At 70.3% G+C, this 26,650-nt stretch carries 25 protein-coding genes; 14 read left to right on the top strand and 11 right to left on the bottom strand.

The annotated features are described in order from the left end of the window. Positions 1 to 52 precede the first annotated feature (52 nt). On the bottom strand, positions 53 to 979 hold the full coding sequence (locus tag ACYVF3_RS21550; protein WP_461156049.1) for a cupin domain-containing protein: 927 nt from the start codon (positions 977 to 979) through the stop codon (positions 53 to 55). Positions 980 to 1,061: 82 nt separating this feature from the next. Here ACYVF3_RS21550 and ACYVF3_RS21545 point away from each other — a divergent pair, with 82 nt between their 5' ends. Then, the gene (locus tag ACYVF3_RS21545) at positions 1,062 to 1,478 is read left to right on the top strand and encodes a pyridoxamine 5'-phosphate oxidase family protein (protein ID WP_461156048.1); all 417 of its coding nucleotides are present in this window, start codon (positions 1,062 to 1,064) and stop codon (positions 1,476 to 1,478) included. Positions 1,479 to 1,531: 53 nt separating this feature from the next. On the opposite strand, the gene ACYVF3_RS21540 is transcribed toward ACYVF3_RS21545, so the two are convergent. Continuing rightward, positions 1,532 to 2,635 (bottom strand): branched-chain amino acid aminotransferase, encoded by a 1,104-nt coding sequence (locus tag ACYVF3_RS21540; protein ID WP_461156047.1) that lies wholly within the window; start codon positions 2,633 to 2,635, stop codon positions 1,532 to 1,534. Positions 2,636 to 2,770: 135 nt separating this feature from the next. Here ACYVF3_RS21540 and ACYVF3_RS21535 point away from each other — a divergent pair, with 135 nt between their 5' ends. Beyond that, complete coding sequence (locus tag ACYVF3_RS21535) at positions 2,771 to 3,067, top strand: hypothetical protein (RefSeq protein WP_461156046.1); 297 nt, start codon at positions 2,771 to 2,773, stop codon at positions 3,065 to 3,067. Between the two features lie 71 nt (positions 3,068 to 3,138). Here the strand turns inward: ACYVF3_RS21535 and ACYVF3_RS21530 are convergent, their stop codons facing one another. Together ACYVF3_RS21530 and ACYVF3_RS21525 are read right to left on the bottom strand one after the other, a co-directional pair. Further along, positions 3,139 to 3,804: a ribonuclease FAU-1 family protein gene (locus ACYVF3_RS21530; RefSeq protein ID WP_461156045.1), complete on the bottom strand. Its 666-nt coding sequence runs from the start codon at positions 3,802 to 3,804 to the stop codon at positions 3,139 to 3,141. A gap of 7 nt (positions 3,805 to 3,811) precedes the next feature. After that, entirely contained in the window at positions 3,812 to 5,065 is a 1,254-nt protein-coding gene (locus ACYVF3_RS21525; protein ID WP_461156044.1) for an APC family permease, read from the bottom strand. Between the two features lie 210 nt (positions 5,066 to 5,275). Between ACYVF3_RS21525 and ACYVF3_RS21520 the strand changes: the two genes are divergently transcribed. Together ACYVF3_RS21520 and ACYVF3_RS21515 are read left to right on the top strand one after the other, a co-directional pair. Beyond that, the gene (locus ACYVF3_RS21520; RefSeq protein ID WP_461156043.1) at positions 5,276 to 6,763 is read left to right on the top strand and encodes a leucyl aminopeptidase; all 1,488 of its coding nucleotides are present in this window, start codon (positions 5,276 to 5,278) and stop codon (positions 6,761 to 6,763) included. A gap of 183 nt (positions 6,764 to 6,946) precedes the next feature. Further along, on the top strand, positions 6,947 to 7,447 hold the full coding sequence (locus ACYVF3_RS21515; protein WP_461156042.1) for an OsmC family protein: 501 nt from the start codon (positions 6,947 to 6,949) through the stop codon (positions 7,445 to 7,447). A gap of 71 nt (positions 7,448 to 7,518) precedes the next feature. Here the strand turns inward: ACYVF3_RS21515 and ACYVF3_RS21510 are convergent, their stop codons facing one another. Then, entirely contained in the window at positions 7,519 to 7,869 is a 351-nt protein-coding gene (locus ACYVF3_RS21510) for an oxidoreductase (RefSeq protein WP_461156041.1), read from the bottom strand. A 249-nt stretch (positions 7,870 to 8,118) separates the two neighbouring features. Between ACYVF3_RS21510 and lpdA the strand changes: the two genes are divergently transcribed. The 6 genes from lpdA to ACYVF3_RS21480 all read left to right on the top strand — a co-directional run bounded on the left by lpdA (position 8,119) and on the right by ACYVF3_RS21480 (position 14,727). Then, on the top strand, positions 8,119 to 9,489 hold the full coding sequence (lpdA, locus tag ACYVF3_RS21505; protein ID WP_461156040.1) for a dihydrolipoyl dehydrogenase: 1,371 nt from the start codon (positions 8,119 to 8,121) through the stop codon (positions 9,487 to 9,489). A gap of 66 nt (positions 9,490 to 9,555) precedes the next feature. Next, on the top strand, positions 9,556 to 11,319 hold the full coding sequence (sucB, locus tag ACYVF3_RS21500) for a 2-oxoglutarate dehydrogenase, E2 component, dihydrolipoamide succinyltransferase (RefSeq protein WP_461156039.1): 1,764 nt from the start codon (positions 9,556 to 9,558) through the stop codon (positions 11,317 to 11,319). Between the two features lie 106 nt (positions 11,320 to 11,425). Next, positions 11,426 to 12,313: a TIGR01777 family oxidoreductase gene (locus ACYVF3_RS21495; protein WP_461156038.1), complete on the top strand. Its 888-nt coding sequence runs from the start codon at positions 11,426 to 11,428 to the stop codon at positions 12,311 to 12,313. Positions 12,314 to 12,358: 45 nt separating this feature from the next. Further along, positions 12,359 to 13,105 (top strand): lipoyl(octanoyl) transferase LipB, encoded by a 747-nt coding sequence (gene lipB, locus ACYVF3_RS21490; protein WP_461156037.1) that lies wholly within the window; start codon positions 12,359 to 12,361, stop codon positions 13,103 to 13,105. Between the two features lie 57 nt (positions 13,106 to 13,162). Next, the gene (locus tag ACYVF3_RS21485; protein WP_461156036.1) at positions 13,163 to 14,245 is read left to right on the top strand and encodes a serine hydrolase; all 1,083 of its coding nucleotides are present in this window, start codon (positions 13,163 to 13,165) and stop codon (positions 14,243 to 14,245) included. Positions 14,246 to 14,259: 14 nt separating this feature from the next. Next, positions 14,260 to 14,727, top strand: coding sequence for an ArsR/SmtB family transcription factor (locus tag ACYVF3_RS21480; RefSeq protein ID WP_461156035.1), 468 nt, complete (start codon positions 14,260 to 14,262; stop codon positions 14,725 to 14,727). 153 nt (positions 14,728 to 14,880) lie between these two features. Here ACYVF3_RS21480 and ACYVF3_RS21475 read toward each other — a convergent pair whose 3' ends face one another. Beyond that, positions 14,881 to 15,825, bottom strand: coding sequence for an LLM class F420-dependent oxidoreductase (locus tag ACYVF3_RS21475; RefSeq protein WP_461156034.1), 945 nt, complete (start codon positions 15,823 to 15,825; stop codon positions 14,881 to 14,883). 45 nt (positions 15,826 to 15,870) lie between these two features. Beyond that, positions 15,871 to 16,473, bottom strand: a complete 603-nt coding sequence (locus ACYVF3_RS21470; protein ID WP_461156033.1) for a TetR/AcrR family transcriptional regulator — start codon at positions 16,471 to 16,473, stop codon at positions 15,871 to 15,873. 111 nt (positions 16,474 to 16,584) lie between these two features. Here ACYVF3_RS21470 and ACYVF3_RS21465 point away from each other — a divergent pair, with 111 nt between their 5' ends. From ACYVF3_RS21465 to ACYVF3_RS21455, 3 genes are all read left to right on the top strand, one after another. Further along, complete coding sequence (locus tag ACYVF3_RS21465; protein ID WP_461156032.1) at positions 16,585 to 17,076, top strand: hypothetical protein; 492 nt, start codon at positions 16,585 to 16,587, stop codon at positions 17,074 to 17,076. A gap of 231 nt (positions 17,077 to 17,307) precedes the next feature. Continuing rightward, positions 17,308 to 18,309 (top strand): lipoyl synthase, encoded by a 1,002-nt coding sequence (lipA, locus tag ACYVF3_RS21460; protein WP_461156031.1) that lies wholly within the window; start codon positions 17,308 to 17,310, stop codon positions 18,307 to 18,309. A gap of 157 nt (positions 18,310 to 18,466) precedes the next feature. Next, positions 18,467 to 19,195 carry a DUF4191 domain-containing protein gene (locus ACYVF3_RS21455; protein WP_461156030.1) on the top strand — a complete coding sequence of 243 codons (729 nt, stop codon included), beginning with the start codon at positions 18,467 to 18,469 and terminating at the stop codon, positions 19,193 to 19,195. Positions 19,196 to 19,257: 62 nt separating this feature from the next. On the opposite strand, the gene ACYVF3_RS21450 is transcribed toward ACYVF3_RS21455, so the two are convergent. Then, positions 19,258 to 19,683, bottom strand: a complete 426-nt coding sequence (locus ACYVF3_RS21450) for an RDD family protein (protein ID WP_461156029.1) — start codon at positions 19,681 to 19,683, stop codon at positions 19,258 to 19,260. A 263-nt stretch (positions 19,684 to 19,946) separates the two neighbouring features. Here ACYVF3_RS21450 and glnA point away from each other — a divergent pair, with 263 nt between their 5' ends. Further along, positions 19,947 to 21,371 (top strand): type I glutamate--ammonia ligase, encoded by a 1,425-nt coding sequence (gene glnA, locus ACYVF3_RS21445; RefSeq protein WP_461156028.1) that lies wholly within the window; start codon positions 19,947 to 19,949, stop codon positions 21,369 to 21,371. Between the two features lie 127 nt (positions 21,372 to 21,498). On the opposite strand, the gene ACYVF3_RS21440 is transcribed toward glnA, so the two are convergent. The 3 genes from ACYVF3_RS21440 to ACYVF3_RS21430 form a co-directional block, all read right to left on the bottom strand. Next, positions 21,499 to 22,359, bottom strand: a complete 861-nt coding sequence (locus ACYVF3_RS21440; protein WP_461156027.1) for an SMP-30/gluconolactonase/LRE family protein — start codon at positions 22,357 to 22,359, stop codon at positions 21,499 to 21,501. Positions 22,360 to 22,637: 278 nt separating this feature from the next. Then, positions 22,638 to 25,679: a bifunctional [glutamine synthetase] adenylyltransferase/[glutamine synthetase]-adenylyl-L-tyrosine phosphorylase gene (locus tag ACYVF3_RS21435; protein WP_461156026.1), complete on the bottom strand. Its 3,042-nt coding sequence runs from the start codon at positions 25,677 to 25,679 to the stop codon at positions 22,638 to 22,640. Between the two features lie 51 nt (positions 25,680 to 25,730). After that, positions 25,731 to 26,477 (bottom strand): type 1 glutamine amidotransferase, encoded by a 747-nt coding sequence (locus ACYVF3_RS21430; RefSeq protein ID WP_461156025.1) that lies wholly within the window; start codon positions 26,475 to 26,477, stop codon positions 25,731 to 25,733. Positions 26,478 to 26,650 lie beyond the last annotated feature (173 nt).

The following is a 26,650-nucleotide window of genomic DNA, read 5'->3' as shown; positions in this document are numbered from 1 at the left end:
CCTTCACCTGTCTACGGACAACCCACCGGGACAACCTCCCCGGACATCACAACTAAAACTGGGAAATGCCGCGGTGGGCGCTGGGGGTGAGTCCTCGGATGCGCTTGAAGGCGGCGCTGAAGGTGAAGGGGTCCGCGTAGCCGACCGCGCGAGCGATCTCGGCGATCGTGCGCGAGTCGCGCCGGGACAGCTGGTCGGCGGCGAGAGTCATGCGCCAGCGCGCGAGGTAGGTCAGCGGCGGTTCGCCGACGAGCTCGGAGAAGCGCTTGGCCAGCGTGGAGCGCGACACCCCGACGCGCTCGGCCAGCTCCGCGACCGTCCACGGCTCCGCCGGCTCCGCGTGCAGCAGGCGCAGCGCCTCCCCCGCGACGGGATCCCGCTGGGCCACCCACCAGGCCGGAGGTTCACCGCCCGGCCGGTCGAACCACTCCCGCAACGTGCAGACGAGCATCCAGTCCAGCAACCGGTCGAGCACCAGCTGCTGACCCGGGGCGTCCACCGCGACCTCGGCGGCGAGGTGGTCGAGCACCGGATCACCGGTACCGCCGGCTTCGACTCGCAGCACCGCCGGGAGGGCGTCCAGCCACCGGCGGCTGATCTCACCGCGCAGCGGGTAGGCGCCGACGATCAGCGTCGTTCCCGGCCCCTCCCCCGGGTCGTGCCAGCCGAGCCGGTGCCGCGTCCCGCCCTGCTCGGGTGTCGCGCAGAACTCGCCGCACGCCACCGGTTCTGCCGAGGTGCCCAGCTCGTCGACGAACGTGAACGCCGCCGGTCCGCGCACGACGACCGTGTCCCGGTCGCGCAGCGGCTCGGGCTCGCCGCGTTCCGGGACGATCCAGCCGTGCCCGTCGAGGACGGTGCACAAGGTCAGGGGAGCTCCGTCGACGAAGCGCAGCGACCACGGCGCGGTCAACGTCGAGCTGCCGAACAGCGAGCCCTGGGCCCGCAGCCCCTGGAAGAGGTCACCGAACGCGTCCACACCGCCGACGCTAGACGATGACGCAGGTGATCCGGCTTCTCACCCATGTATTCGTCCGGCCCGGCGGCGTTGAATCGCCGGCATGAGCACGCTGACCGCACCAGACCTCGAGTTCCTCCAGCGCCCTCTGCACGGCTTCCTGACGGTTGCGGCGACACCGCTGCCGCCGCAACCGAGGCCGGTGTGGTTCGAAGCCACCGCCGCGGGGTCGATCGAGCTGTTCACCGACCCGGCCTCACCCAAGGTCGGCCGCCTGGCACGCGATCCGCGGGCCTCGCTGGTCGTGGCGGCGCCCGCGACCGAGCGCGAGCGCTGGCTGTCGGTCTCCGGCCGCACCGCGGTGGAGTCGAGCGGAGCGCCGGAGCTGGTCGAACGCCTGGCCGCCCGCTACTGGGACCTCGACGACCCGACCCGCGCCCGCGACCTCGACGAACTCCGCGCCGGGACCTGGCTCCGCATCGTCATCCACCCGGAACGGGTGAGCCGCCTCGACTTCTGAGACGACGGTGCCCCCTGCGATCGCATCGCAGGGGGCACCGGAACGCCTGGGTATCAGCCGAGCTTGGTCATCCAGCCGTGGGTGTCCTCGACCGTCCCGTACTGGATCGCGGTCAGCCGCTCGCGGAGCTTCATGGTGATCTCGCCGGGCTGACCGTCCCCGATGCCGAACTCGCCGTCGCGGTGCTTGACGTGACCGACCGGGGTGATGACGGCCGCCGTGCCGCAGGCGAAGACCTCGGTGAGCTCACCGGTGGTCGCGGCCTTCTCCCACTCCTCGGCGGTGATCTTGCGCTCCTCGACCTGCATGCCGAGCTCCTTGCCGAGCTCCAGCAGCGAGGACCGGGTCACGCCGGGCAGCAGGCTGCCGCTCAGCGCCGGGGTCACCAGCTTCGCGTCGGAGCCGGAGCCGAACACGAAGAACAGGTTCATGCCGCCCATCTCCTCGACCGTGTGCCGGTCGCAGGCGTCCAGCCAGACGACCTGGTCGCAGCCCTGCTCGACGGCCTGCGCCTGCGCCAGGAACGACGCCGCGTAGTTGCCCGCGAACTTGGCCGCGCCGGTGCCGCCGGGTGCGGCGCGCACGTACTCGTGGCTCAGCCACACGGTCACCGGCTTCACGCCACCGGCGAAGTAGGAACCGGCCGGCGAGGCGATCAGCGAGTACAGGTAGGTCTTCGACGGGTGGTTCACGCCCAGGCCGACCTCGGTGGAGACCATGAAGGGACGCAGGTACAGGGAGCTCTCACCCGTGCTGGGCACCCAGTCGCGGTCCACCGCGACGAGCTCGCGCAGGGATTCGAGGAACAGCTCCTCGGGCAGCTCCGCCATCGCGATGCGGTTCGCGGAGCTGCGGAAGCGCCGGGCGTTGGCGTCCGGCCGGAACGCCGCGATCGAGCCGTCGGGCTGCCGGTAGGCCTTCAAGCCCTCGAAGATCGCCTGCGCGTAGTGCAAGACCGACGTCGCCGGGTCGAACTCCAGCGAGTGGTAGGGCTCCAGGCGGGCCTCGTGCCAGCCCTGCTCCGCGGACCACTTGATCGTCACCATGTGGTCGGTGAAGAACTTGCCGAACCCCGGGTTCCCCAATACCTCCGCGCGGCGCTCCGCCGAGGCCGGTTGCGGGTTGGGGGTACGGGTGAAGGACAGTTCTCCGCTCATGCGCGTACGGTATCGCGTGCGCTGGAGCAGTGGAAACCGGCTTGTCGTCAGTTGGTCATCCAAGTATCGAGCCGTTGCGAAACGGACGCCGGGATTCTGCTGAATCCGCCACCCCGCGCAACATATGATGGGTGCATGACCCAGGCCGACAACACCCCCGCGCCGCAGCCCACGTCCGTCCAGCAGGACGTCCGCGCAGGTTCGCTCGCAGCACTGATGCCGTTCGGCGGAGGCATGCTGCTCACCCTCGGCTACGCGTGGATCGGCGTGTTCGGGGTCGTCCTCGCCGCCGTGGGCTGCGCGGGCTGGGCCTTCTGGTGGCACAACAAGTACCAGAAGTGGTTCCCGCAGCAGGTGACCACCGGTTCCGTGGTCGGCACGACCGTCCTGGTCGCGGTGATCACCCTGCTCCTGTTCGTCACGATCAGCTGACTTCTCGTTCGTCCCGCTCATCGCGCTCAGCGGTGCGAGCAGGGGGACCTGAGCGGCTCACGTCGCTCGAATCAGCTGAGCAGGTGCGCGGGGAGCGTCGGCACGGACCAGGCCGGGTCCGGGCGGGCGTCGCAGTAGGTGCCGTCGAACGGGAACAACCCGTCCTTGGCGCGCGCGATCATCTCCTCGCCCTCGGCCCGCAGCTTCGCCAGTTCGGCCTGGCTGAAACGGCCTGCGGCGAGAGCGTCGTCGAGCTCGTGCTCGTCCTTCCAGGACCAGCTGCCGTCCGGCCAGACCTCCACGTCCAGCACGCCGTCGACGCGCCGCACGCCGTGTTCGTCCCGCCCGCGCGGGATTTCGAGGTTCACGTACCAGTTCCGGAAAGTCCCGTCGGCTTCGAAGAACCACCACACCGATGACCAGCGGCTCTCGTGGACCAGGCGCAACGTCGAGGTGCCGCGCCAGGTGGACCGGGCGGGCACCCGGGGACCGGAGAACCGCTCCGCGAGCGGCATTTCACGCGGACTGCGACCGTCCGGTGAGGTGGTGATCCGGATCGGGGTGTCCGGCAGCACCCAGCACAGCAGCTCCTCACCGTCGTCGGAGACGACGCGAGCCGGGTGCACGGTGCCGAGAGAGCCGTCCAGGCGCCAGAAGCTGTAGAGCACTTCGTCGCCAGAGGACCACTGGTGCAGCCGAGATTTCCTGGTCATCTCGTCCACAGTCGAATTGGGCATGACCGCCTCATTTCCACCGGCGCGAAACGCTTCCCGCCAGCAACGGACCGACAACAACCACGCCGAGCGTTGTCAGCATCGCAGAAACCGGCATGCTCATAGCCAGCACCACCGACAAACCCATCCCAAGGCACGCACCCCGCATGGGCCAAGTGGGTCCATCGGAGAGCAGCAAACGGGCGCCTGCGTTGGCCAGAGCGTAGTGCAGGAGCAACGCGCAGGCCGCGAAGGACATCAACGCGACCGGGCTGAAGAGCTGCGAGACGATCACCGCGGCGATCCCCGCGATCAGGTCCAAGATGTACGGGTTGCCAAAGGGGCCGGTGCGCTCCAGGGCGCGCGGCAGTTCGCCGTCGCGCACCAGCGCGAGCCCGGTCGAGCGCGCCGATTCCAGCGCACCCAGCAGCACCGGCAGCAGGGCGACGGCGGCTCCGACCGACACCAGCGGCACCAGATCGGCGGCCGCGGCGGCGGTGAGCACGTCCCGGATCGGCATCGGGGACAGCGCGAGCCGCGACCAGCCGAGCTGGTGAGCCAGGGCCACGATCATCACGCCCGACAGCACCGCGGTCACCACCAGCGAGAGCGCACCTGCGCGGCGGATCGACCTCCAGGGCGCGCGGTCGCCGTGGGCGGGCGCGGTCAGCCTCTCGAAGCCGGTGAAGGCCAGGAACAGCACACCACCCGCACCGATGATGCCGACCGCGCTGTCCGGCGAGGCCCCGGGGTCTACGTGCGCGGGCGGACCGCCGACCGGATCGATGGCGAAGCAGATCGCCACGACGAGCGCGATCACCGCCAGGCTCAGCGCGACCCACAACCAGGCGGCCGCACCGCGGATCCGCAAGCCCGCCGTCGCCGACAGCACCACCAGCAGGATCGCCGCGCCCGCGACCAAGGCGCTCGCGCCCGGCAGGAAGAACTCGCCGATCACGCGGGCGAGCGCGGCCATCGCCGCGACGCGCGCGGCGATGTGGGCGGAGGCTCCGACGCGCGCAGGCAGCAGCCCCATCCGCTCCCGCACGCACTCGTAGACCGCGCCGGGACCCCGGTAGGAGCTGCCCTGGAAGGCGGTGGCGGAGGCAGCGCACACCGCGGCCAGAAGGGCGACCAGCAGTCCGAGCAGCGCCCACGGGCCCGCCGCCGCTGCTGCGGGAGCCGGTCCGACCAGCACACCGACGCCGATCATGCCGCTGAGCGCGAGCGGCACGGCGTCGCGACCGGTGGTCAATCGGCTGTCCGTTTCAACCTGTCGGGTCACCGGCCCACCTTTGCAGACGGGTCCTGCTACTTCAGCCGCCTGTCGGCTGAGTCATGGCGAGCGCACCGCCTGCGGGCGTATGACAGATGTGTTGACCTCCCGCGCTCGCGCCACGCTCACGGTGAACATGCCGATCACCCGTCGACCCGGCGTTCTAGAGTGCGGGAAGGCTCTGGGAGAACCACAGCACCGATCCGGAAGGATGACCACGTGACGACCCCGAAACTGGCCCTCACCGATACCGCGGTGGCCAAGCTGAGCGCCGACGCGCTCGTCATCGGCACCATCGCCGGCGCCGACGGCCTCCAGCTCGCTCCGGGTGCCGAGCCGGTTGCCACCGCGTTCGACGGCGACCTGGTCAAGGTGCTGACGTCGCTGGGTGCGAGCGGCAAGGCCGATGAGGTCGTCAAGCTGCCCGCCACCGGGCTGACCTCGACCGTGCTGCTGGCCGTCGGACTGGGCAAGACCGGCGAGGACGGCCCGAGCTCGGAGGCCGTGCGCCGCGCCTCCGGTGCCGCCGCCCGCGCGCTGTCCGGCGTGGAGCACGCCGCGACCACGCTGTCGGCCGCGGACCTGGCCGCCACCGTGCAGGGCACGGTGATGGGCGCTTACGGCTTCACCGAGTACAAGTCGAGCAACGGCGACGGCCCAGTGGCCGCGGTGGACTTCGTGGTCTCCGACGTCAAGGCCGGAGCCGCGTCCCACGCGCTCAAGGGCGGCACCGCGATCGGCGAGGCGGTCAACACCGCCCGCGACCTGATCAACACCCCGCCGAACGACCTGTTCCCCGCCAGCTTCGCGGAGCGCGCGGGCGAGCTGGCCAAGTCGGCCGGCCTGGAGGTCGAGGTCCTCGACGACGCCGCGCTGCGCAAGCAGGGCTTCGGCGGCATCCTCGGCGTCGGCTCGGGCTCGTCCCGCCCGCCGCGCCTGGTGCGGCTGCGGCACAAGGGACCGAAGGGCGCGAAGAAGGTCGCGCTGGTCGGCAAGGGCATCACGTTCGACACCGGCGGCATCTCGCTGAAGCCGGGCGGCGGCATGGAGAACATGACCTCGGACATGTCCGGTGCCGCCTCGGTGATCGCGACGATGGTGCTGGCGGCGAAGCTGAACTACCCGCTGGAGATCACCGCCACCGTCCCGATGGCCGAGAACATGCCCTCCGGAACGGCGTACCGCCCCGGCGACGTGCTGAAGATGTACGGCGGCAAGACCGTCGAGGTGCTCAACACCGACGCCGAGGGACGGTTGGTCCTGGTCGACGCGATGGTGCGGGCGTGCGAGGACGAGCCCGACTACCTGATCGAGACCTCGACGCTCACCGGCGCGCAGGTCGTCGCGCTGGGCAACCGCACTCCGGGCGTGATGGGCGAGGACGCCTTCCGCGACCGGGTGGCCCGGCTGTCGCAGGCCGCCGGTGAGGGTGGCTGGCCGATGCCGCTGCCGGACGAGCTGCGCGCCGACCTCGACTCGAAGCTCGCCGATCTGGCCAACGTCACCAACCACCGCTGGGGCGGGATGCTGGCGGCGGGGATCTTCCTGCGCGAGTTCGTGGCCGAGGGCGTGCAGTGGGCGCACATCGACGTCGCGGGCCCGGCCTACAACACCAACTCGCCGTGGGGCTACACGCCCAAGGGCGGTACCGGTGTCCCGGTCCGCACGCTCGCGGCGGTGCTCGCCGACATCGCCGAGAACGGCTGACGCTCAGCGCAGCGATGGCTGCCCGGGGGTGACCGGCCTCGCCGGCCCACCCCCGGGCAGAACCGGCATATCGCCCACGATGCGGAACAACGCGTTCAACCCGCGGTGACCTCCCACCGGTATTTGTGATACGGGTCACGAAAAGGTCACCACTGCGGGGTGCACCGATGTCACGATGGGTTTATGACCGAATCGCAACCGGCCACGCTGACCGCGACCAGGCACGGCTATCAGGTCGATGTGGTGTGGACCGGCAACACCGGCCAGGGCACCAGTTCCTACCGCAGCTACGAGCGCACCCACGAGGTCCGCGCCCACGGCAAGGACTCGATCGACGCCTCGGCCGATCCCGTGTTCCTGGGGGACGCGGACCGCTACAACCCCGAGGAGCTGCTGGTCGCCTCCCTGTCGCAGTGCCACATGCTGTGGTTCCTGCACCTGGCGGCCGACTCCGGCGTCGTGGTCACCGGCTACCACGACCAGGCCCGCGGCATCCTCGCGGAGAACTCCGACGGCACCGGCCAGTTCGAGGCGATCGAGCTCGCCCCCGAGGTCACCGTGTGCGACTCGGCGGCCGTCGACGTCGCCGAGGCGCTGCACGAGCGGGCCCACGAGCTCTGCTACATCGCGAAGTCCGTCACGTTCCCGGTGCGGTTCAAGCCGACCACGCGCGTCGCGAACTGATTCCGGCGGATCGATTCAGCCCCGTCAAGGCCGTGCGCGCAGCGAATCCGGGAACAATGCGACTCGCGCGTTCACGGCCGTTCGTCGGCGGCGCGTTGCGCGCGCTTGCGAAGAATGCGCTGGCGGGCCTGGTAATCGCGCATCCGCTGCGGATAACCGACCTTGGAGACCTCGTAGAGCGGCATTTCGAGCTTCCTGGTGAATCGCCCCGCCGCCGCGGGCGACTCCACCCGCCGCCGGGTCCATTCCCCGTCGTGCGCGATGAGCAGCAACGTCGTCTCGGTGACGAAGGTCTGCGGCTCCAGGTAACCCTCGACGCCGCGCCGCTGCGCAGCCCAGTCGCGGAGGTGATCGGTGTCCGCAGCGGTGGCCCGCCGCCCGGTGCCGGGACGACGACCGCGGAACCGGTCGAATAATCCCACCGCACTCGCCTCCCCATTCCCGATTCGAGGTCTGATCCTTCCGATTTTGCCACCGCGAACATGTGCGGAGTGTGAAAACCAGCTGAGAATGCGCGGCGTGAACTGGTGGGCACGCGCTGAATGCAGCACAGATCACCCGGCCCACCGCGCATCGGCCGCTCGGGTGGTGACAAGATGGCCGGTGGTGTGCATGACCACCAGGTCACGCCACCCACTGCAAGTCAATGACGCCCTGTCGAGGAGTGCGAAGTGACCGACACGTCCGCCGATCTGGTCATTCTCGGCGGCGGTTCGGGCGGCTACGCCTGCGCTTTCCGCGCGGCCGAGCTCGGCCTGTCCGTCGTCCTCATTGAAAAGGACAAGCTCGGTGGGACCTGCCTGCACCGAGGCTGCATCCCGACCAAGGCCCTGCTGCACGCGGCCGAGGTCGCCGATTCCACCCGAGACGCCGACCAGTTCGGGGTGCGCGCCACCCTCGAAGGCATCGACATCGACGGTGTCAACAAGTACAAGGACACCATCGTCTCGGGCCTGTACAAGGGCCTGCAGGGCCTGGCCAAGGCCCACAAGGTGCAGCTGATCGAGGGCGCCGGGACCCTCGTCGACGCCAACACCGTCGAGGTCGACGGCACTCGCTACACCGGCAAGAACGTGGTCCTGGCCACCGGTTCGTACTCCAAGTCGTTGCCGGGCCTGGAGCTCGGCGGGCGCGTGATCGCCAGCGAGCAGGCGCTGAACCTGGACTACGTCCCGAACAAGGTCGTCGTGCTCGGCGGCGGCGTGATCGGTGTCGAGTTCGCCAGCGTCTGGGCCTCCTTCGGTGCCGAGGTCACCGTCGTGGAAGCGCTGCCGCACCTGGTGCCCAACGAGGACGAGTTCGCCTCGAAGCGCCTGGAGCGCGCCTTCCGCAAGCGCGGCATCAAGTTCAAGACCGGCGTGAAGTTCACCGGTGCCACCCAGAACGACGACGGCGTGTCGGTCAGCCTGGAGAACGGCGAGACCTACGACGCGGACCTGCTGCTGGTGGCCGTCGGACGCGGCCCGAACACGGCGGGGCACGGATTCGAGCAGGTCGGCATCAACGTGGAGCGCGGCTTCGTGCGCACCGACGAGCGGCTGCGCACCAACGTGCCGGGCGTGTTCGCCGTCGGCGACATCGTTCCCGGGCTGCAGCTGGCGCACCGCGGTTTCCAGCAGGGCATCTTCATCGCCGAGGAGATCGCGGGTCTGAACCCGCAGCCGATCGACGAGGCCGGCATCCCGCGCGTCACCTACTGCCACCCCGAGGTCGCCTCGGTGGGCCTGACCGAAGCCGCCGCCAAGGAGCAGTACGGCTCGGTGGAGACCTTCACCTACGACCTGGCCGGCAACGGCAAGAGCCAGATCCTCAAGACCCAGGGCGCGGTCAAGCTGGTCCGCGCGACCGACGGCCCCGTCGTCGGCCTGCACATGGTCGGCGACCGCGTCGGTGAGCTCATCGGCGAAGCGCAGCTGATCTACAACTGGGAGGCGCTGCCGGAGGACGTCGCTCCCCTGGTCCACGCCCACCCCACCCAGACCGAAGCCCTGGGCGAGGCCCACCTCGCCCTGGCCGGCAAGCCGCTGCACGTGCACGGCTGACAGCCGCACGCAGCAGCAGCGAAAAGACAGCCGCACCCCGCCACACCCACGAGGAGTCAGCAACCGATGGCCTTCTCCGTTCAGATGCCGGCGCTCGGCGAGAGCGTCGCCGAGGGCACGATCACCCGGTGGCTCAAGCAGGAGGGCGAGACCGTCGAGGTCGACGAACCCCTGCTGGAGGTCTCCACCGACAAGGTCGACACCGAAATCCCGTCCCCCGCCGCCGGTGTGCTGCAGCGCATCGTCGCGCAGGAGGACGACACCGTTGAGATCGGCGGCGAGCTCGCCGTCATCGGTGACGCCGGTGAGCAGTCCGCCGCTCCCGCCGCCGCTCCGGCTCAGGCGGCCGAGCCCGAGCCCGCCGCCGAGCCCGCTCCCACCGCGGAGGCTCCGGCCGAGCCGGCCCCGGCCGCCGAGGCGCCCGCCTCGCAGCCCGCCTCGGCCGGTGACGCGCAGGGCACCGACGTGCCCATGCCCGCCCTGGGCGAGAGCGTCACCGAAGGCACGATCACCCGCTGGCTCAAGCAGGTCGGCGACTCGGTCGAGGTCGACGAACCGCTGCTGGAGGTCTCCACCGACAAGGTCGACACCGAGATCCCGTCGCCCGTCGCCGGCACCCTGCTGGAGGTCAGCGCCGGTGAGGACGACACCGTCGAGGTCGGCGCCAAGCTCGCGGTGATCGGTGCCGCCGCCTCGGCTCCGGCTGCCGCACCCGCGCAGCAGGCCCCGGCCCCGGCCGAGACCCCGGCCCCGGCTGCGCCCGCCGCCCCGGCGGCTCCGGCCCAGCCCGCTCCGGCCCAGCCCGCTCCGGCTCAGGCCGCGCCCGCTGCTCCGGCCCAGGAATCCGCGGAGGAGGAGTCGGCGAACAACGGCGGAGCTCCCTACGTGACTCCGCTGGTGCGCAAGCTGGCCAACGAGCACGGCATCGACCTGACCTCGATCAAGGGCAGCGGTGTCGGCGGCCGCATCCGCAAGCAGGACGTCCAGGCGGCGATCGACGCCAAGCAGGCTCCGGCTCAGACGGCTCCGGTCGCACCGGCCGCTGCCGCCGCGACCCCGAGCTCCGCTCCGGCCGCCGCCGTGGAGCCGTCGGACGAGGCCAAGGCGCTGCGCGGCACCACCCAGAAGATGTCGCGACTGCGGCAGCTGCTGGCCCGCCGCATGGTCGAGTCGCTGCAGACCGCGGCGCAGCTGACCACGGTGATCGAGGTCGACGTCACCCGCATCGCCCGGCTCCGCGACCGCGCCAAGGGCAGCTTCGAGGCGTCCGAGGGCGTCAAGCTCTCGTTCCTGCCGTTCTTCGCCAAGGCCGCGGCCGAGGCGCTGAAGCTGCACCCGAAGCTCAACGCCTCGATCGACGAGGAGAGCAGCTCGGTGACCTACCACGGTGCCGAGCACCTGGCGATCGCCGTCGACACCGACCGCGGCCTGGTCTCGCCGGTGATGCACGACGCCGGTGACCTCAACCTCGGCGGTCTGGCCCGCAAGATCGCCGACCTGGCGGCGCGGACCCGCAACAACAAGATCAAGCCCGACGAGCTCTCCGGTGGCACCTTCACCATCACCAACACCGGAAGCCGCGGGGCGCTGTTCGACACGCCGATCCTGAACCCGCCGCAGGTGGGCATGCTGGGCACCGGCACCGTCGTGAAGCGCCCGGTCGTGGTGGCGGACGAGAACGGCGGCGACACGATCGCCATCCGCTCGATGGTGTACCTGGCGCTGTCCTACGACCACCGCCTGGTCGACGGCGCGGACGCCGCCCGCTTCCTGGCGACGCTCAAGCAGCGACTGGAAGAGGGTGCTTTCGAGGCCGATCTCGGTCTCTGAGCCCTTCGCGGAGGAGCGGCCGCTCACCGGTTGTCCGGTGGGCGGCCGCTCCTTTTCGCATCCGAAAGGTTCGCGTGGGCAGCACCGGTGCGGGACGATGCCGGGCATGCGCGTCGTCGTCGCCGGTTCGTCGGGGTTGATCGGAACGTCCTTGGTGGCCGGGCTCCGCCAGGGTGAGCACCAGGTGGTTCGGCTGGTCCGCCGCGAACCAGCGGCTCCGGACGAGCGGGGCTGGGACCCCGATGCCGGGAGGCTGGACGCCGACGCGCTCGACGGCGCGGACGCGGTGGTGAACCTCAGCGGTCCCGGTATCGGGGACAAGCGCTGGAGTCCCGAGCGCAAGCGCCACCTGCTGCAGGCCAGGGTGCGATCCACCGAGGTGCTCGCGAAAGCGGTGGCCGACACCGGAGTTCCCGTCCTGGCCAACGCCTCGGCCGTCGGCTTCTACGGCGACACCGGCTCCCACCCGGTCACCGAGACCTCCTCTCCCGGCTCGGACTTCCTGGCAGGGCTGTGCCGTCGGTGGGAGGCCGCGACGGCTCCCGCCGCCGATGCCGGGACGCGCGTCGTCCTGCTGCGCACCGGTCTGGTGATCTCGCCTTCCGGCGGTCTGCTCGGCCAGCTGCGCCCGCTGTTCTCACTGATGCTCGGTGGCAGGCTCGGGTCGGGAACCCAGTACATGCCGTGGATCTCGCTGGACGACGAGATCGCCGCGATCCGCTTCACCCTGGAGAATCCCGATGTCACCGGGCCGGTGAACCTCACGGGTCCGGCCCCGGTGACCAACACCCAGTTCACCCGCGCGCTCGGCGAAGCGCTCGGCCGCCCGGCGCCGTGGATCGTGCCCGGGTTCGCGCTCCGGATCGCCATGGGCGAGCTCGCCGACACCGCGCTGACCGGCCAGCGAGCGATGCCGACGGTGTTGGAGGCGAACGGCTTCACGTTCCAGCACCCGACCCTCGGAGCGGCGCTGGCCGCGGCTACCGGGAAGTAGCCGACCTTCGGCCGACGGGGCGCCCGCGAGGCGTAGCCTGGCGCCGTGAGTCGTGCCAATTCTTCGTGCCGCGCGTCGTCCGAGCCGATGGCCGTGCGGCACTTGGGAACCATCGATTACCTCGACGCCTGGGACCTGCAGCGGGAGCTCGCCGCCGGTCGGGCCGAGGGCGAGAACCCGGACACCCTGCTTCTGCTGGAACATCCGTCGGTCTACACCGCGGGCAAGCGCACCCAGCCGGAGGACCGCCCGTCGGACGGCACGCCGGTCATCGACGTGGACCGCGGCGGCAAGATCACCTGGCACGGCCCCGGCCAGATCGTCGGCTACCCGATCGTCGAGCTGTCCGACCCGATCGACGTCGTGGACTACGTGCGCCGCCTGGAGCAGGCCCTGATCCACGTGTGCGACCAGTTCGGCCTCGACGCCGGGCGCGTAGAGGGCCGCAGCGGCGTGTGGCTGGCGGCCGAGGACGGGCGCCCGGAGCGGAAGATCGCCGCCATCGGGATCCGGGTCCAGCGCGGCGTGACCATGCACGGTCTGGAGCTCAACTGCAACGCCGACCTGAGCGAGTTCGACCGCATCGTCCCCTGCGGCATCGCCGACGCCGGAACCACGTCGCTCTCGGCCGAGCTCGGCCGAGACGTGCCGGTCGACGAGGTGTATCCGCTGGTCGAGCAGGCGGTGCAGGAAGCGCTGGACGGCGGGCTGGAGCTCACCGAGCGCAACATCGCCCGCCCCCAGGCCGCGGCCGCGGGCGTCACGCTCGCACTGGATCCCAGCCTCCGCTGACACACGGCCCTCCACTCCTCTAGCATTCCGGAAAACCGGAAGACTAGAGGAGTGGTCGTGCCGCTGTCCCGTCGGAGTCTGCTCATCGCGGCCGGAGCCGCGACTCCCCTGCTGCTGGCCCGCCCGGCCTTCGCCGCACCACCGGACCTGGCCACGCCCGAAGGCTGGCTGACCTGGATCACCGCTCACCGCGATGGCCTGGGGCTGGTGCTCGACGACGGCCGCGGAGGCCGTCTGACCCACCGCGCCGATGCCGCGCAACCGCTGGCCTCCGCCGTCAAGGTGCTGCACCTTGCGGCCTACCAAGACGCCGTCGCGAGCGGCGCCCTCGACCCGCGCGAGAACGTCCGGGTCGGCGACTGGGAGCGCTACTACGTGCCCACCGACGGCGGCGCGCACCCAGCCGCCCTGCAGCACCTCGGTGTCCCGCTCGACGAAACCGGGCTGTACGCGGCCGATCCCGAGCACCGGGTCGCGCTGGACGACGTGGTCGCGGTGATGATCGCCTTCAGCGACAGCGCCGCACCCGACCTGCTGCGCGACCGGCTGGGCGCGCCGGCGGTGGCCCGCGCGGGTGCGGCGCGCGGCTGGCCGGACGCCGACGTTCGGTCCCTGTGCGCGGAGTACCTGTTCCTCGTGCTGCCGGAAACCGCGCCGCCCGCGGGAATTCCGACGGCAGCGCGCCGGCAGTGGGGCTTCGCCCTGGAGCAGCGCCACCGCGACGATCCGGCGCTGCGGCAGGAGGTGCTGCGACGACTGCAGACCCACCTGCCCGCCTATCCCGAGCAGATCGCGTGGGCCTCGACCACGGCGGCGAGTTCGAGCGCCCAGCTGGCCGCCGTTCACCGCGCGCTCAGCGCCGAAGGCGGTCTCGCGAGAGGACACCTGGAACACGCGTTGTCCGGTTCGCTGCCGCCGGGCGTGAACGGCATCGGGCTCAAGGGAGGCAGCCTGCCCGGCGTGCTGACCTGCGGAATCTCGGTGCGTCGCGAGGACGGTTCGACCGGGTGGGGCGCGCTGCTGGCGCACGGGGAGATCACCGCCGAGCAGCTGAGCACCGGCGATCCCGGACTGCCGCTGCTGATGGCGATCCAGGACCCGCGCTGGCGGGACCGGCTCGCGACGGCGCTGGGCGGCTGAGGCAAGCTCGTCGAGTGGACTTGCAACAGCGCGTCGAAGCCCTCGAAGCCCGCGTGGCGGACCTGGAGTCCGAACGCTCGGCGAGCTCGGTGTCCGCCGCCGGCCCCAGCGGCGGACACCTGCGCTACGAGGGTCACCTCGCCGAACCGGCGGAGCTGGACTGGGTCATCCAGGTCGATCCGGCGAGGGTGCTCGAACTGTCCGACGGTCCGCGCACCGACGTGCTGGCCGCCCTGGGCCACCCGGCGCGAGCGGCGATCGTCCGGTTGCTGGCCACCCAGGGCCCTCAACCGGCGGCAGCGCTCCAGGAAGCGGCCGACCTCGGCTCGACCGGGCGGCTCTACCACCACCTGAAGTCCCTCACCGCGAGCAACCTCGTCGAGCAGGACAAGCGCGGCTCCTACCGGCTACGACCCCAGGCCACCATCCCGGCGCTGGTCCTGCTCACAGCAGCCTCCGACATCGCCGACCAACTCCGCTGACGTCGCCAGATCCCAGTTTTAGTCCTAATCAGGAGCCTTTCGCGCCCGAAATGTCCGGTCGGTGGGGTGGGGAAGTTTTCATGAAAACTTCCCCACCCCACCGACCAAGACCTTCCCGAACATCACGACAAACCGGGAATTGCCGGGGACGGCTCAGAGCTGCGGGGCGACCTGGTCGGCCACCACGTCGAGGTGGTCGAGGTCCGCCAGGTCGAGGACCTGGAGGTAGAGGCGGGTGATGCCGGTGCGCTCGCGCCACGAGCCGATCTTGTCGACGACCTCGTCCGGCGTACCCGCGAGGCCGTTCGCGCGCAGCTCGGCGACCTCGCGGCCGATGGCCTCGGCGCGACGGGCCAGCGCCCCCTCGTCCTTGCCGACGCACAGGACCATCGCCGCGGACCGGACGATCTCGCCGCTGTCCCGGCCGATCGCCTGGCAGGCGGCGTCGACGCGCTCGAACTGCGCGACCGCGGTGTCGACGTCGACGAACGGCAGGTTGAACTCGTCGGCGAAGCGGGCCGCCAGCGCGGGCGTGCGCTTCTTGCCCGCGCCCCCGATCAGCACCGGCGGACGCGGGCGCTGCGCGGGCTTGGGCAGCGCAGGGGAATCCGCGAGCCGGTAGTGCTCCCCGTCGAAGGAGTACCGCTCGCCGTCCGGGGTCTCCCACAGGCCGGTGATGATCTCCAACTGCTCGGCGTAGCGGTCGAAGCGCTCCTTCAGCGAGGGGAACGGGATGCCGTAGGCGGTGTGCTCCTCCTCGTACCACCCGCTGCCGAGACCGAACTCGACTCGGCCGCCGGACATCTGGTCCACCTGCGCCACGGAGATGGCCAACGGCCCGGGAAGCCGGAAGGTGCCCGCCGTCATCAGCGTGCCCAGGCGCAGCCTGCTCGTCTCGCGCGCCAGACCGGCCAGCGTCACCCAGGCGTCGGTCGGCCCCGGCTCGCCGGTGACCGGACCCATCTTCAGGTAGTGGTCCGAGCGGAAGAACGCGTCGAAACCGGTGTCCTCGGCGTGCGTGGCGACGCGGAGCAAGTCCTCGTAGCCGGCGCCCTGCTGGGGTTCGGTGAAGATCCGCAACTTGAAGTTCTCTGTCACGATCTCCGAGGCTAATCGGCGAGACCGCGCCCCGCCGGGAGGTGGTCAGGCCACGCGGAGCCCGTTGAGCACCCGCTCGACGCACACGGCGATGTCGGCTCGCTCCTGGACCGGCGAATCGGACCCGGCGATCGCGATCGCGCCCGCCGACAGCGCGCCGAACACGATCCGCGCCAGCGCGTCCACCGGCAGGTCGTCGCCGATCTCCCCCGAGGCGATCAGGTTCGACACGACCGCGCGGAGCACGCCGAAGGTGTGGGCCTCCTCCGCCTCGCGCCAGCGGCCCCACCCCAGCACCGCGGGGCCGTCCTGCACGACGATGCGCTGGTAGGAGGGCTCCAGGCAGACCTCCAGGAACGCCCTCAGACCGGATCGGGTGGCTTCCCACGGGTCCCCGGAGTCCGACACGACGTCTGACAGGCGTGCCACCACGTCAGCCTCCACGGCGCTGAACACCGACTCGAACAGCGCCTGCTTGCCGCCGAAGTGGTGGTAGAGGGCGCCTTTGGTGACCCGCGCCCGCTTGGCGATCTCTTCGAGCGACGTCTGCGAGTAGCCGTGCTCGGTGAACAGCTCCACAGCGGAATCCACCAGTGCCTGCCTGGTGGATTCGGAGTACTCGATGCGCCGCGGACGAGCTGTAGCCATGCTCACAACCTTATGACATACCGACGGTACGGCGCCGTGCTACCGTGGGTGCAGCGGCATACCGGCAGTATGTCGCTGCACCTCGGGTATCCCCGATCCCTGGAGAGCGCCATGAGCTGGAACGACTTCCACCAGAGGCAGCAGGCGCTGGCCGAGACCCTCGACAGCGCTCGTCGAGACCTCTCAGCAGCCTTCGACACCGTCCCGAGCCCGTTCCGCGACACCGGCGAACTGCTCGCCGCCCTGCAGCACAAGTGGATGCAGCAGCTGACCGGTCGCGTCGAGGTCGCGCTGGACGACACCGAGGACGCACCGCACGACGACCGCGTCAAGGCGGTCACGATGGCCTGGCGACGCACCGCCAACGCCAACCCGGGCCTGCGCGCGGCCCTCGACGTGCACTCGGACGCCCCCGCGCTGGCCGAGGCCACCGCCCGCGAGCACCGGATGCTGGCGATCGCCGCCGGTCTCGCGGAAGAGCACGAACCCGAGCAGGACATCACCCGGGTCGGCCGCGCGTTCCTCAAGCTCCTGCGCGCGACCCCCGAGCCCGAGAAGCACGCTCGTCCCAGCGGACTCCGCAAGCTCATCCCGAGCCTCTGACCCGCCACGCGCGGTGCGCACGGCACTGGCCCCAGGCCGGCCCCGTGCGCACCGCGCGTTCGCGTCGGGTGCGGGTGGGACTGTGCACTGTGCCCGGTTCGCAGGCCCGCGGGTCAGCATTGCGCACAGGCCGCCGAACATCGGTGATAGCGGTCACCACCTGCGACGATATTCGCCGATCGGCCGGACTCCCTTGACCAAGACCGGGGGTTGAGGGCGTAGCCTGGGCGCGTGACTGTGGCGCCTGAGGGTCGCAAGCTGCTGCGGTTGGAGGCCCGCAACAGCCAGACTCCGATCGAGAAGAAGCCGTCGTGGATCAAGACCCGCGCGCGGATGGGTCCCGAGTACAAGGAGCTCAAGGGACTCGTCAAGCGCGAGGGCCTGCACACCGTCTGCGAGGAGGCGGGTTGCCCGAACATCTTCGAGTGCTGGGAAGACCGCGAGGCCACGTTCCTCATCGGCGGTGACCAGTGCACTCGGCGGTGCGACTTCTGCCAGATCGACACCGGTAAGCCTGCCGCGCTGGACACCTCCGAACCGCGCAAGGTCGCCGAGTCCGTGCAGGCCATGGGCCTGCGCTACTCCACCGTCACCGGTGTCGCCCGCGATGACCTGGACGACGGCGGTGCCTGGCTCTACGCCGAGACGGTCCGCCAGATCCACGACCTCAACCCGGGCACCGGTGTGGAGCTGCTCATCCCGGACTTCAACGCCGAGCCGGACCAGCTGGCGGAGGTCTTCGGGTCCCGGCCCGAGGTGCTCGCGCACAACCTGGAGACCGTGCCCAGCGTGTTCCGCCGGATCCGACCCGGATTCCGCTACGAGCGGTCGCTCGAAGTGATCACCCAGGCGCGCGACGCCGGTCTGGTCACCAAGTCGAACCTGATCCTCGGCATGGGCGAGACGCCCGACGAGGTGCGTCCGGCGCTGCAGGATCTGCGCGACGCGGGCTGCGACATCATCACCATCACCCAGTACCTGCGGCCGAGCCCGCGGCACCACCCGGTCGACCGCTGGGTGAAGCCCGAGGAGTTCGTCGAGCACACCCAGGCCGCCGAGGAGATCGGTTTCCCGGGCGTGATGGCCGGACCGCTGGTCCGATCCAGCTACCGGGCAGGCCGCCTGTTCGCGAAGGCCACCGTCCACCGGGGCATGCCCCTCCCGGACAACATGGCCCACCTCGCCCAGGCAGGCACAGCCGCTCAGGAAGCCAGCAGCCTGCTCAACCGCTAGGTACCCGACGGTCCGTGGTCGCCTTGCTCTGTGGGGGGTGGCGGAAGTTTTCATGAAAACTTCCCCCACCCCCCACTTCGCGTGACCCGAACACATCTCGATCACGCCACGAGGGACGCGCCTGCACCTGACCAAACACGAGCCGTATCCTGAGGGCATGGCCAAGCAGGACAAGGCCGCCAAGAAAGAGGCGGCCAAACAGCGACGTCAGGCTTCCGCAGGTCGCGTCAAGCAGATCTTCGAGGCGTTCAAGATGCAGCGCCGGGAGGACAAGCTCCTCCTCCCGCTGATGCTCGCGGCGTTCGTCGGCGTGACGGTCGTGGTGTTCCTGCTGGGCATGATCTGGGGTCTGCACTGGGTGTTCCTGCCGGTGGGCCTCGCGTTCGGCCTGCTCGCGGCCGTCATCATCTTCGGTCGGCGGGTGCAGGCGACGGTGTACCGCAAGGCCGAGGGCCAGCCGGGAGCGGCGGGCTGGGCTCTGGACAACCTGCGCGGGCGCTGGGTGGTCTCCCAGGCCGTGGCCGGTACCCAGCAGCTCGACGCGGTGCACCGGATCATCGGCCGGCCGGGCATCGTGCTCGTCGGCGAGGGCTCGCCCGGCCGCGTCAAGAACCTGGTCGCGCAGGAGAAGAAGCGGGTCGCGCGCCTGGTCGGCGACACCCCGATCTACGAGATGATCGTGGGCAACGAGGAGGGCCAGGTCCCGCTGCCGAAGCTGCAGCAGCGGCTCATGAAGCTGCCGCGCAACATCGGCCCGGCCCAGATCGACAGCATCGAGAACCGCCTGGCCGCGCTGGCGAGCCGCGGCAACGCCATGCCGAAGGGCCCGGTTCCGCAGGGAGCCAAGATGCGCAACGTCTCGCGCGCGATGCGGCGCGCCAAGTAACGCGGAGCGAACGAGAGCGGGCCCGGGGAGGACTTCCCCGGGCCCGTTCTTCGTCTGGTGGGTCAGCGGCGCAGGACGATGGTGCTGCTGAGCCGGTCGTGCCAGGAGCGACCGTCGAAGTTCCAGATCACGGCCGGGATGATGAGCACGGTGAGCAGGCCGCGCAGCACGGCGCGCAGGGGGCCGACCATCTTGGTGGAGTCGACCCGGGCGACCCAGATCTTGGTGAGCGCCATGCCCGGGGTCGCGCCGAAGAACGACACGGGCACGACGGTGATGACCAGCCAGGTGAGCAGGCTCCAGTCGCCCGGGAAGTGGGGCGCTGTGAAGGCGGCGGTGATCAGCGCCGCGAGCACCAGGTCGACCGCGAACGCCAGCAGGCGCTTGCCCAGCGGCGCGGCTGCGCCGGGCCCGGACTCGGGCAGGCCGAGCTTCTCGCCGCGGAACGCGGGCCGGTTATCGTTGGCCTGGTCACGCGCCTGGTTCACTGCGCTTCTCGGGCCATCGAGCCACGAGCCGAGGACATTTCGCACGTCATCCAGGGTACGCACCGGTTCGACCGCGCCGTCCGGAGCATCGGCTTCAACCGCGCAGTGTCACCTGAGTCACCCGTTCAGGTGCCCGTTAACGCCCGCGAAACATTTAGGAGACGCCGGGGCAACACCGGTGACATACCGTCATTGACGAGCCGGCGGCGACTGTTCGAGGTGGCACCGGTGAGCTGCACGACTGCGTGAAGGAGCCACCCAGCTTGTTCAAGAATCCAGACGAGGTCCTCCGCTTCATCGCCGATGAGGACGTGAAGTTCGTCGATGTCCGGTTCTGCGACCTGCCGGGCGTCATGCAGCACTTCACGGTGCCAGCCGGCGCGTTCGACGAGGACTCGTTCACCAACGGTCTCGCTTTCGACGGTTCGTCGGTGCGCGGCTTCCAGTCGATCCACGAGTCCGACATGCTGCTGTTGCCGGACCCCTACACCGCGCGCGTCGACCCGTTCCGGGCCGAGAAGACGCTGATCCTGAACTTCTTCGTGCACGACCCGTTCACGTTGGAGCCCTACAGCCGCGACCCGCGCAACATCGCGCGCAAGGCTGAGCAGTACCTGACCGAGTCGGGCGTCGCCGACACCGCGTTCTTCGGTGCCGAAGCCGAGTTCTACATCTTCGACTCGGTCAAGTTCGGCGAGGCGCCGAACAAGACCTTCGCCGAGGTCGACTCGATCGAGGGCTGGTGGAACACCGGCCGCGACGAGGAGGGCGGCAACCGCGGTTACAAGACGCGGATGAAGGGCGGCTACTTCCCGGTCTCGCCGTACGACCACTTCGCCGACCTGCGCGACACCATGGTCGTGCAGCTGCAGGGGTCCGGTTTCGAGATCGAGCGCGCCCACCACGAGGTCGGCACCGGCGGTCAGACCGAGATCAACTACAAGTTCAACACGCTGCTGCACGCGGCTGACGACCTGCAGTTGTTCAAGTACGTCATCAAGAACACCGCGTGGGAGAACGGCAAGACCGTCACCTTCATGCCCAAGCCGCTGTTCGAGGACAACGGTTCCGGCATGCACAGCCACATGTCGCTGTGGAAGGACGGCAGCCCGCTGTTCTACGACGAGGCCGGGTACGCGGGCCTGTCGGACATGGCGCGCCACTACATCGGCGGCGTCCTGCACCACGCCCCGAAGCTGCTGGCCTTCACCAACCCGTCGGTGAACTCCTACCACCGCCTGGTGCCGGGCTACGAGGCTCCGGTGAACCTGGTGTACTCGCAGCGCAACCGCTCGGCGTGCATGCGCATCCCGATCACCGGTGCGAACCCGAAGGCCAAGCGCGTCGAGTTCCGCTGCCCGGACCCGTCCGGCAACCCGTACCTGGCGTTCGCCGCGATGATGATGGCCGGCCTGGACGGCATCAAGAACAAGATCGAGCCGGCCGAGCCGATCGACAAGGACCTCTACGAGCTCCCGCCGGAAGAGGCCAAGAACGTCCCGACCGTCCCGAACTCGCTGGCCGAGGCCATCGACAACCTGGAAGCCGACCACGACTTCCTGCTCGAGGGCGGCGTGTTCACCCCAGACCTGATCGAGACCTGGATCCGGTTGAAGCGCGAGGAGGAGATCGACCCGATCCGCCTCCGCCCGCACCCGCACGAGTTCTCGCTGTACTTCGACGTGTGAGTCGATGACCAGCGCGAAGAGGCCCTGCCGGTTTCCGGCGGGGCCTCTTCGCGTCCGCGCCCGATGCCGATCCGCTATTAGCGTCGGTTGATCAACAACGGATGATCATCATCGGTGCCCGCAGCGGTCAGATCCCCTGCCAGGGCATCAGGGGTGCGCCTGTGACACCGGGCCTGAAGCGGAGGAACGAGCCCGCGTAGGGATCCGCGTTCATCGCCGGCTCGTCGTAGCCGAAGCAGGCCGAGGTCACGTAGAGCTCCTCCAGGCGGGACCCGCCGAACGCGAGCCCGGTGACCCGCCTCGTCGGCGCCCACAAGATCGTCTCCAGATCCCCGGCCGGCGAGTAGCGATGGATTCGGCCGGTCCAGTGCATCGCCACCCACACGCAGCCCTCCGAGTCGACCGCCAGCCCTTCCGGGCTGCCGTCGGCCTCCGCGCACACCACCCACCTGCGCCCGGCGAACGCGCGGGCACGCTGGGCGTCGTAGTCGTAGACCCAGATGGTGCGCATGTCCACCAGGTACATCCGGCTGCCGTCCGGGCTCCACGCAACCCCGCCCGGCGCGCTCAAGCCGTCCACCAGCAGCCGCGCCCTGCTGCCGTCCAGCACGTAGCAGCCGCTGGCCCGCAGGTCACCCGCGTGCGTGGCGGTGCACGCCACGAAACGGCCCGCCGGATCGCAGCCCCCGACGCTCATCCGGTCCCCGTTGCGCACCTGAACCACCGGCTCCAGCCCCGAACGCCCCAGGTGCACCCGGGAGAACCCACCGTTGTCCGCCGCGATGAGCTGGCCCTGCCGGGTGGCCGCGAGCGCGGTGACCTTGCGCGGGAGAACCCGAACCTCGTCCGCCCCGGTATCGCGGTAGAAGGTGTGCAATTCTCTGCGCAGCAGATCCACCCAATACACGCAATTCTGCGCGGACGTCCAAAGCGGACCCGTTCCGCAAAGGGCCTGTCGGTCGACGAGCAGCTCGAAGTCCTCGGACATATTCCAGTCCCCTTATCCCAGGCCGCGGTGCCTCGATCAGGTTAGGGATCCATTCAGCTGCAGGGGACCGCCGACCGGCGGGTTTCCGAACTCCCCTGGTCTGGCCCACTGAGCCGGAGAAACGGGCACGAGCATCTTCACGTGCGTCGTCATTTGCACCGGCGCCGAGTTCAGCGGATTCGTGCGATCGGCATCAGCGGGTGAACCGGAATTCGAGATCAGCACCTGTTCGGCGCTGAACGAGTGCGAAGAATTCGTCGAACCAGTGCGGCCGATCCTCACGGCTCGTAGAAGATCCCCTCGACGACCGCCCTCGCGTGGCGGGTGACCCGCAGGTAGCCGTCGACGACCTCGCCCGTGTCGACCTCGGCCGGATAACCCAGCGCCGCCGCCACCGCCACGCGCTCCTGCACGTGCTTGGGCAGCTGGTCGCCCGGCTTGCCGCGGACCAGCATCACGGCATTGCGGAAGCGGGTCGCCAGCATCCACGCGTCGATGAGCTCCTGGGCCTCGGACTCCTCCAGCAGGCCCGCGTCCGCCGCCGCCCGCAGCCCGTCCAACGTCGAGGTGGTCTGCAGCGCAGGCGTCTCGTGGGCGTGCTGGAGCTGCAGCAGCTGCAGCGTCCACTCCACGTCCGCCAAGCCGCCCCGCCCGAGCTTGGTGTGCGTCGCCGGGTCCGCGCCGCGCGGCAGGCGCTCGGCGTCGACACGGGCCTTGATCCGGCGGATCTCCCGGACCTTCGCCTCGTCGAGCCCGCCTTCGGGATAGCGGATCGGGTCGATCGCCCGGCAGAACCGCTCCCCCAGGTCCACGTCGCCGGCCACCGCGCGCGCCCGCAGCAGCGCCTGGAACTCCCACGCCTCGCCCCAACGCCGGTAGTACGAGAGGTAGGAGTCCAACGAACGCACCAGCGGTCCCTGCTTGCCCTCCGGGCGCAGGTCGATGTCGACCTCCAGCGGCGGATCCTGGCTCGGCGCTCCCAGCAGCCTGCGCACCTGCTCCACCACGGATCCGGCGAACTTCGACGCCGTCGCCTCGTCGGCATCGCCGACCGGCTCGCACACGAACAGCACGTCGGCGTCCGAGCCGTAGCCGAGCTCCGCGCCGCCGAGCCGGCCCATCCCGATCACCGCGATCCTGGCGGGGACCTCGCCGCCCCAACGAGACGCCGTGTCCCGCAACGAGACGTCCAGCGCCGATTCCAGCACCGCGACCCAGATGTTCGACAGCGCCCGGCACACCGTGTCCAGCTCGACCAGGCCCAGCAGGTCGGCGCAGGCGATGCGCAGCAGCTCGTGCCTGCGCAGCGAACGCGCGGCGGCCACCGCCCGCTGCGGGTCCGCGTAGCGGGCGACCGTGCTCCGCAGCGACCTGGCGGCCTCGCGCGAGTCGCGTTCCGCCAGCGCGGGCGTGTCGGCGAGCAGCCGCAGCACCTCGGGAGCGCGGATCAGCAGCTCCGGCACCAGCTTCGAGGTTCCCAGCAGCTGGGCGAGACGCTCCGCCACCACACCCTCGTCGCGCAGCAGACGCAGGTACCAAGGGGTTTCGGCCAGGGCCTCGGACACCTTGCGGTACGCCAGCAAACCCCCGTCGGGATCCGGGGTGTTCCCCAGCAGGTCCAGCAGGACCGGCAGCAGGGTGCCCTGGATGCTCGCGCGTCGCGACACACCCGAGGTCAACGCACCGATGTGCGTCAACGCCCCCTGCGGCGAGGTGTAGCCGAGCGCGGCTAGCCGCTCCGCCGCCGCGGACGTCGTCAGCCGCATGGCCTCGGTGGGCACGTTCGCCACCGCCTCCAGCAGCGGGCGGTAGAAGAGCTTCTCGTGCAGCCGCCGCACCCGCTTGGCGTGCCGGCGGAACTCCGCGACCAGCGCCTGCGCGGCGGTGTTGCGACCGCTGGAGCGGAACCCGACCGCGCGACCGAGCACGCCCAGCGCCTCGGCGTCGTCGAACTCCGGGAACAGGTGGGTGCGACGCAGCTGACGCAGCTGCAACCGGTGCTCCACCGTCCGCAGGAACCGGTAGGAGTCGATGAGGTCCGCAGCGTCGGCCCTGGCCACGTACCCGCCGTCGCCCAGCCCGCGCAGAGCCTCCAAAGTGGACGACGACCGCAACGACTCGTCGCTGCGCCCGTGCACCATCTGCAGCAGCTGCACCGCGAACTCGACGTCGCGCAGTCCGCCGCGCCCCAGCTTCAGCTCCCGCTCGGCCAGGTCCGACGGCACGTGCTCCTCGACGCGGCGTCGCATGGACCGCACATCGGCCACGAAGTCATCGCGCTCCGCCGCCGTCCACACCATGGGTCGCACCGCTTCGAGGTAGCGCAGGCCCAGTTCGGCGTCGCCGGCCACCGGGCGCGCCTTCAGAAGAGCCTGGAACTCCCAGGTCCTGGCCCAGCGGCGGTAGTAGCTCAGGTGCCCGTCGAGGGTGCGGACCAGCGCGCCCGCCTTGCCTTCCGGCCGCAGGTTCGCGTCGATGTCGAAGAAGGCCGGTCCCACGACCCGCATCATGAGGCTCGCCAAGCGCGTTCCGACCGCGATGTCGGCCTCGCTGTCCGCGACGAACACGACGTCGACGTCGCTGACGTAGTTGAGCTCCCGGCCGCCGCACTTGCCCATCGCGATGACCGAAAGCCGGGGGAACCGCTCGATCTCGTCGCTGCCCAACTCGGCGAGCGCCACCGCCAGGCCCGCCTTCAGCGCTGCGACCGCCATGTCCGAGAGCATGTCGGCGATCTCGTCGTAGGGAACCGTCGGGAGGCCGGGCTCGGCAATGCTCCCCAGGTCGCGCGCCGCGACGTCCAGCAACAGCGCGCGGTAGGTCGCCCGCAACGCGCGGACCGCTTCCGGCCCGTGCAGTTTCGCCACCGGGCCGCCCTCGGTCCCCGGCTCGCCATCGCCTTCGGCACCCACCGCCGCCAGCAGCGCGGCGGACCACTCGTCGACGGTCTCGGGCGGCGTCGCATCAGAGGTCAGCCGGACCCAGTCCGCCGGGTGCGCTGCGAGGTGATCCGCGAAGGCGGTGGACTCGCCGAGCACGCTGAACAGCCGCCCTCGAAGGCCCACGTCCTCGGCCACCGCAGCGGCCAGCGCGTCCCACTCCTCCGGCGACGACTCCTGCATGCGTTCCAAGGAGTGCAGGGCCAGATCCGGATCAGGTGTGCGCGACAGGGCCGCGACGATGGGTTCGGCCTCACCCGGACCGCGATCCGACCACCAGCCGGCTCGCCGCAACTGCTCCTCGGCCCGTTCGGCGTCGCTGAACCCGTACCTGGCCGTCGACGGAACCGAACCGGACCTGGACGAGTTGCTGTTGGCCATAACCGAACCGTAGCCCGCGGAGGTCCCCTCCGTGGAGCCGCCTGCACAAGGTCACGCCAGCGGGAGGAACCTGCTCGCCTTGCGCTCCTCCGGGGGCGTTCCGACGATGCGGACGAATCGCTCCGCCACCGGCTGCCAGGTCTCCGCGAGTTCCTCGTGGAACTCGGTGAGGTGCTCCGCGTCGAGCTGACCGGGTCGAGCCGCATCCGCCATGTCCGGGGAGTTCCTGGCCCACTCCAGCACGACCTCCGGGGTGGTCTCGATGTGGAACTGGAAACCGTAGGCGCACTCGCCCAACCGGAAGGCCTGGTTGTCGCACTTCGGCGAGGACGCCAGCAGCTGAGCCGACGGGGGGAGGCTGAACTCGTCGTTGTGGAACTGCACGACGTCGGGTGTGAGCGGCAGCGGACCGAGCAGCGGGTCCTCGGCAGCCACGTCGCGCTTGGCCACCAGCAGCGTGCCGACTTCGGGTCCCTTGCGAATCGGACGGACCTGACCGCCCGTAGCCGCGGCCAGCAGCTGCGCACCGAGGCAGATCGCCAGGACCGGAACGCGCTTGGCGACCGCACCGCTCAACATCGTCCGGACCTCGGCCAGCCAAGGGAAGTCGATGTCGTCGTAGGCGCCCATCTCACCGCCGAGCACGCACAACGCGTCGTAACCGTCCAAGCTCGGCAAGGCCTGCTCCGCCGGCAGCACGACTTCCAGTTCCGCACCGGCACCGCGCAACCACTCGCCGAGCGGCCCCGGAGGGTCAGTACGCGACGGCTGCACCACGAGAATCCGAACCCCGCTCATGCCCCCGACACTACGTCGCCCAGCCCGCGAGGAACCACCGACCCCGAAATGCGCTATCGGCGGTGGTGTTCCGGGTGAAGTGCGGTTGGCTTTTCGGCGGTGGGTGGTGGGTGGTGGGTGGGGAGGTTTTCATGAAAACTTTCCCACCCCCCATCCAGAACAACCCAAGAAAG

It is taken from the genome of Saccharopolyspora tripterygii (genome assembly GCF_054778355.1).
The sequence above is the reverse complement of the archived record's forward strand: the minus strand, read 5'-3'. Positions and strand labels throughout refer to the sequence as shown.

Coding starts and splice junctions, on each gene's coding strand:
- ACYVF3_RS21545 (WP_461156048.1), top strand. CDS start 1,062: ATGAGCACGCTGACCGCACCAGACCTCGAGTTCCTCCAGCGCCCTCTG.
- ACYVF3_RS21540 (WP_461156047.1), bottom strand. CDS start 2,635: ATGAGCGGAGAACTGTCCTTCACCCGTACCCCCAACCCGCAACCGGCC.
- ACYVF3_RS21535 (WP_461156046.1), top strand. CDS start 2,771: ATGACCCAGGCCGACAACACCCCCGCGCCGCAGCCCACGTCCGTCCAG.
- ACYVF3_RS21530 (WP_461156045.1), bottom strand. CDS start 3,804: ATGCCCAATTCGACTGTGGACGAGATGACCAGGAAATCTCGGCTGCAC.
- ACYVF3_RS21515 (WP_461156042.1), top strand. CDS start 6,947: ATGACCGAATCGCAACCGGCCACGCTGACCGCGACCAGGCACGGCTAT.
- sucB (WP_461156039.1), top strand. CDS start 9,556: ATGGCCTTCTCCGTTCAGATGCCGGCGCTCGGCGAGAGCGTCGCCGAG.
- ACYVF3_RS21495 (WP_461156038.1), top strand. CDS start 11,426: ATGCGCGTCGTCGTCGCCGGTTCGTCGGGGTTGATCGGAACGTCCTTG.
- ACYVF3_RS21470 (WP_461156033.1), bottom strand. CDS start 16,473: ATGGCTACAGCTCGTCCGCGGCGCATCGAGTACTCCGAATCCACCAGG.
- ACYVF3_RS21465 (WP_461156032.1), top strand. CDS start 16,585: ATGAGCTGGAACGACTTCCACCAGAGGCAGCAGGCGCTGGCCGAGACC.
- ACYVF3_RS21455 (WP_461156030.1), top strand. CDS start 18,467: ATGGCCAAGCAGGACAAGGCCGCCAAGAAAGAGGCGGCCAAACAGCGA.
- ACYVF3_RS21440 (WP_461156027.1), bottom strand. CDS start 22,359: ATGTCCGAGGACTTCGAGCTGCTCGTCGACCGACAGGCCCTTTGCGGA.
- ACYVF3_RS21435 (WP_461156026.1), bottom strand. CDS start 25,679: ATGGCCAACAGCAACTCGTCCAGGTCCGGTTCGGTTCCGTCGACGGCC.
- ACYVF3_RS21430 (WP_461156025.1), bottom strand. CDS start 26,477: ATGAGCGGGGTTCGGATTCTCGTGGTGCAGCCGTCGCGTACTGACCCT.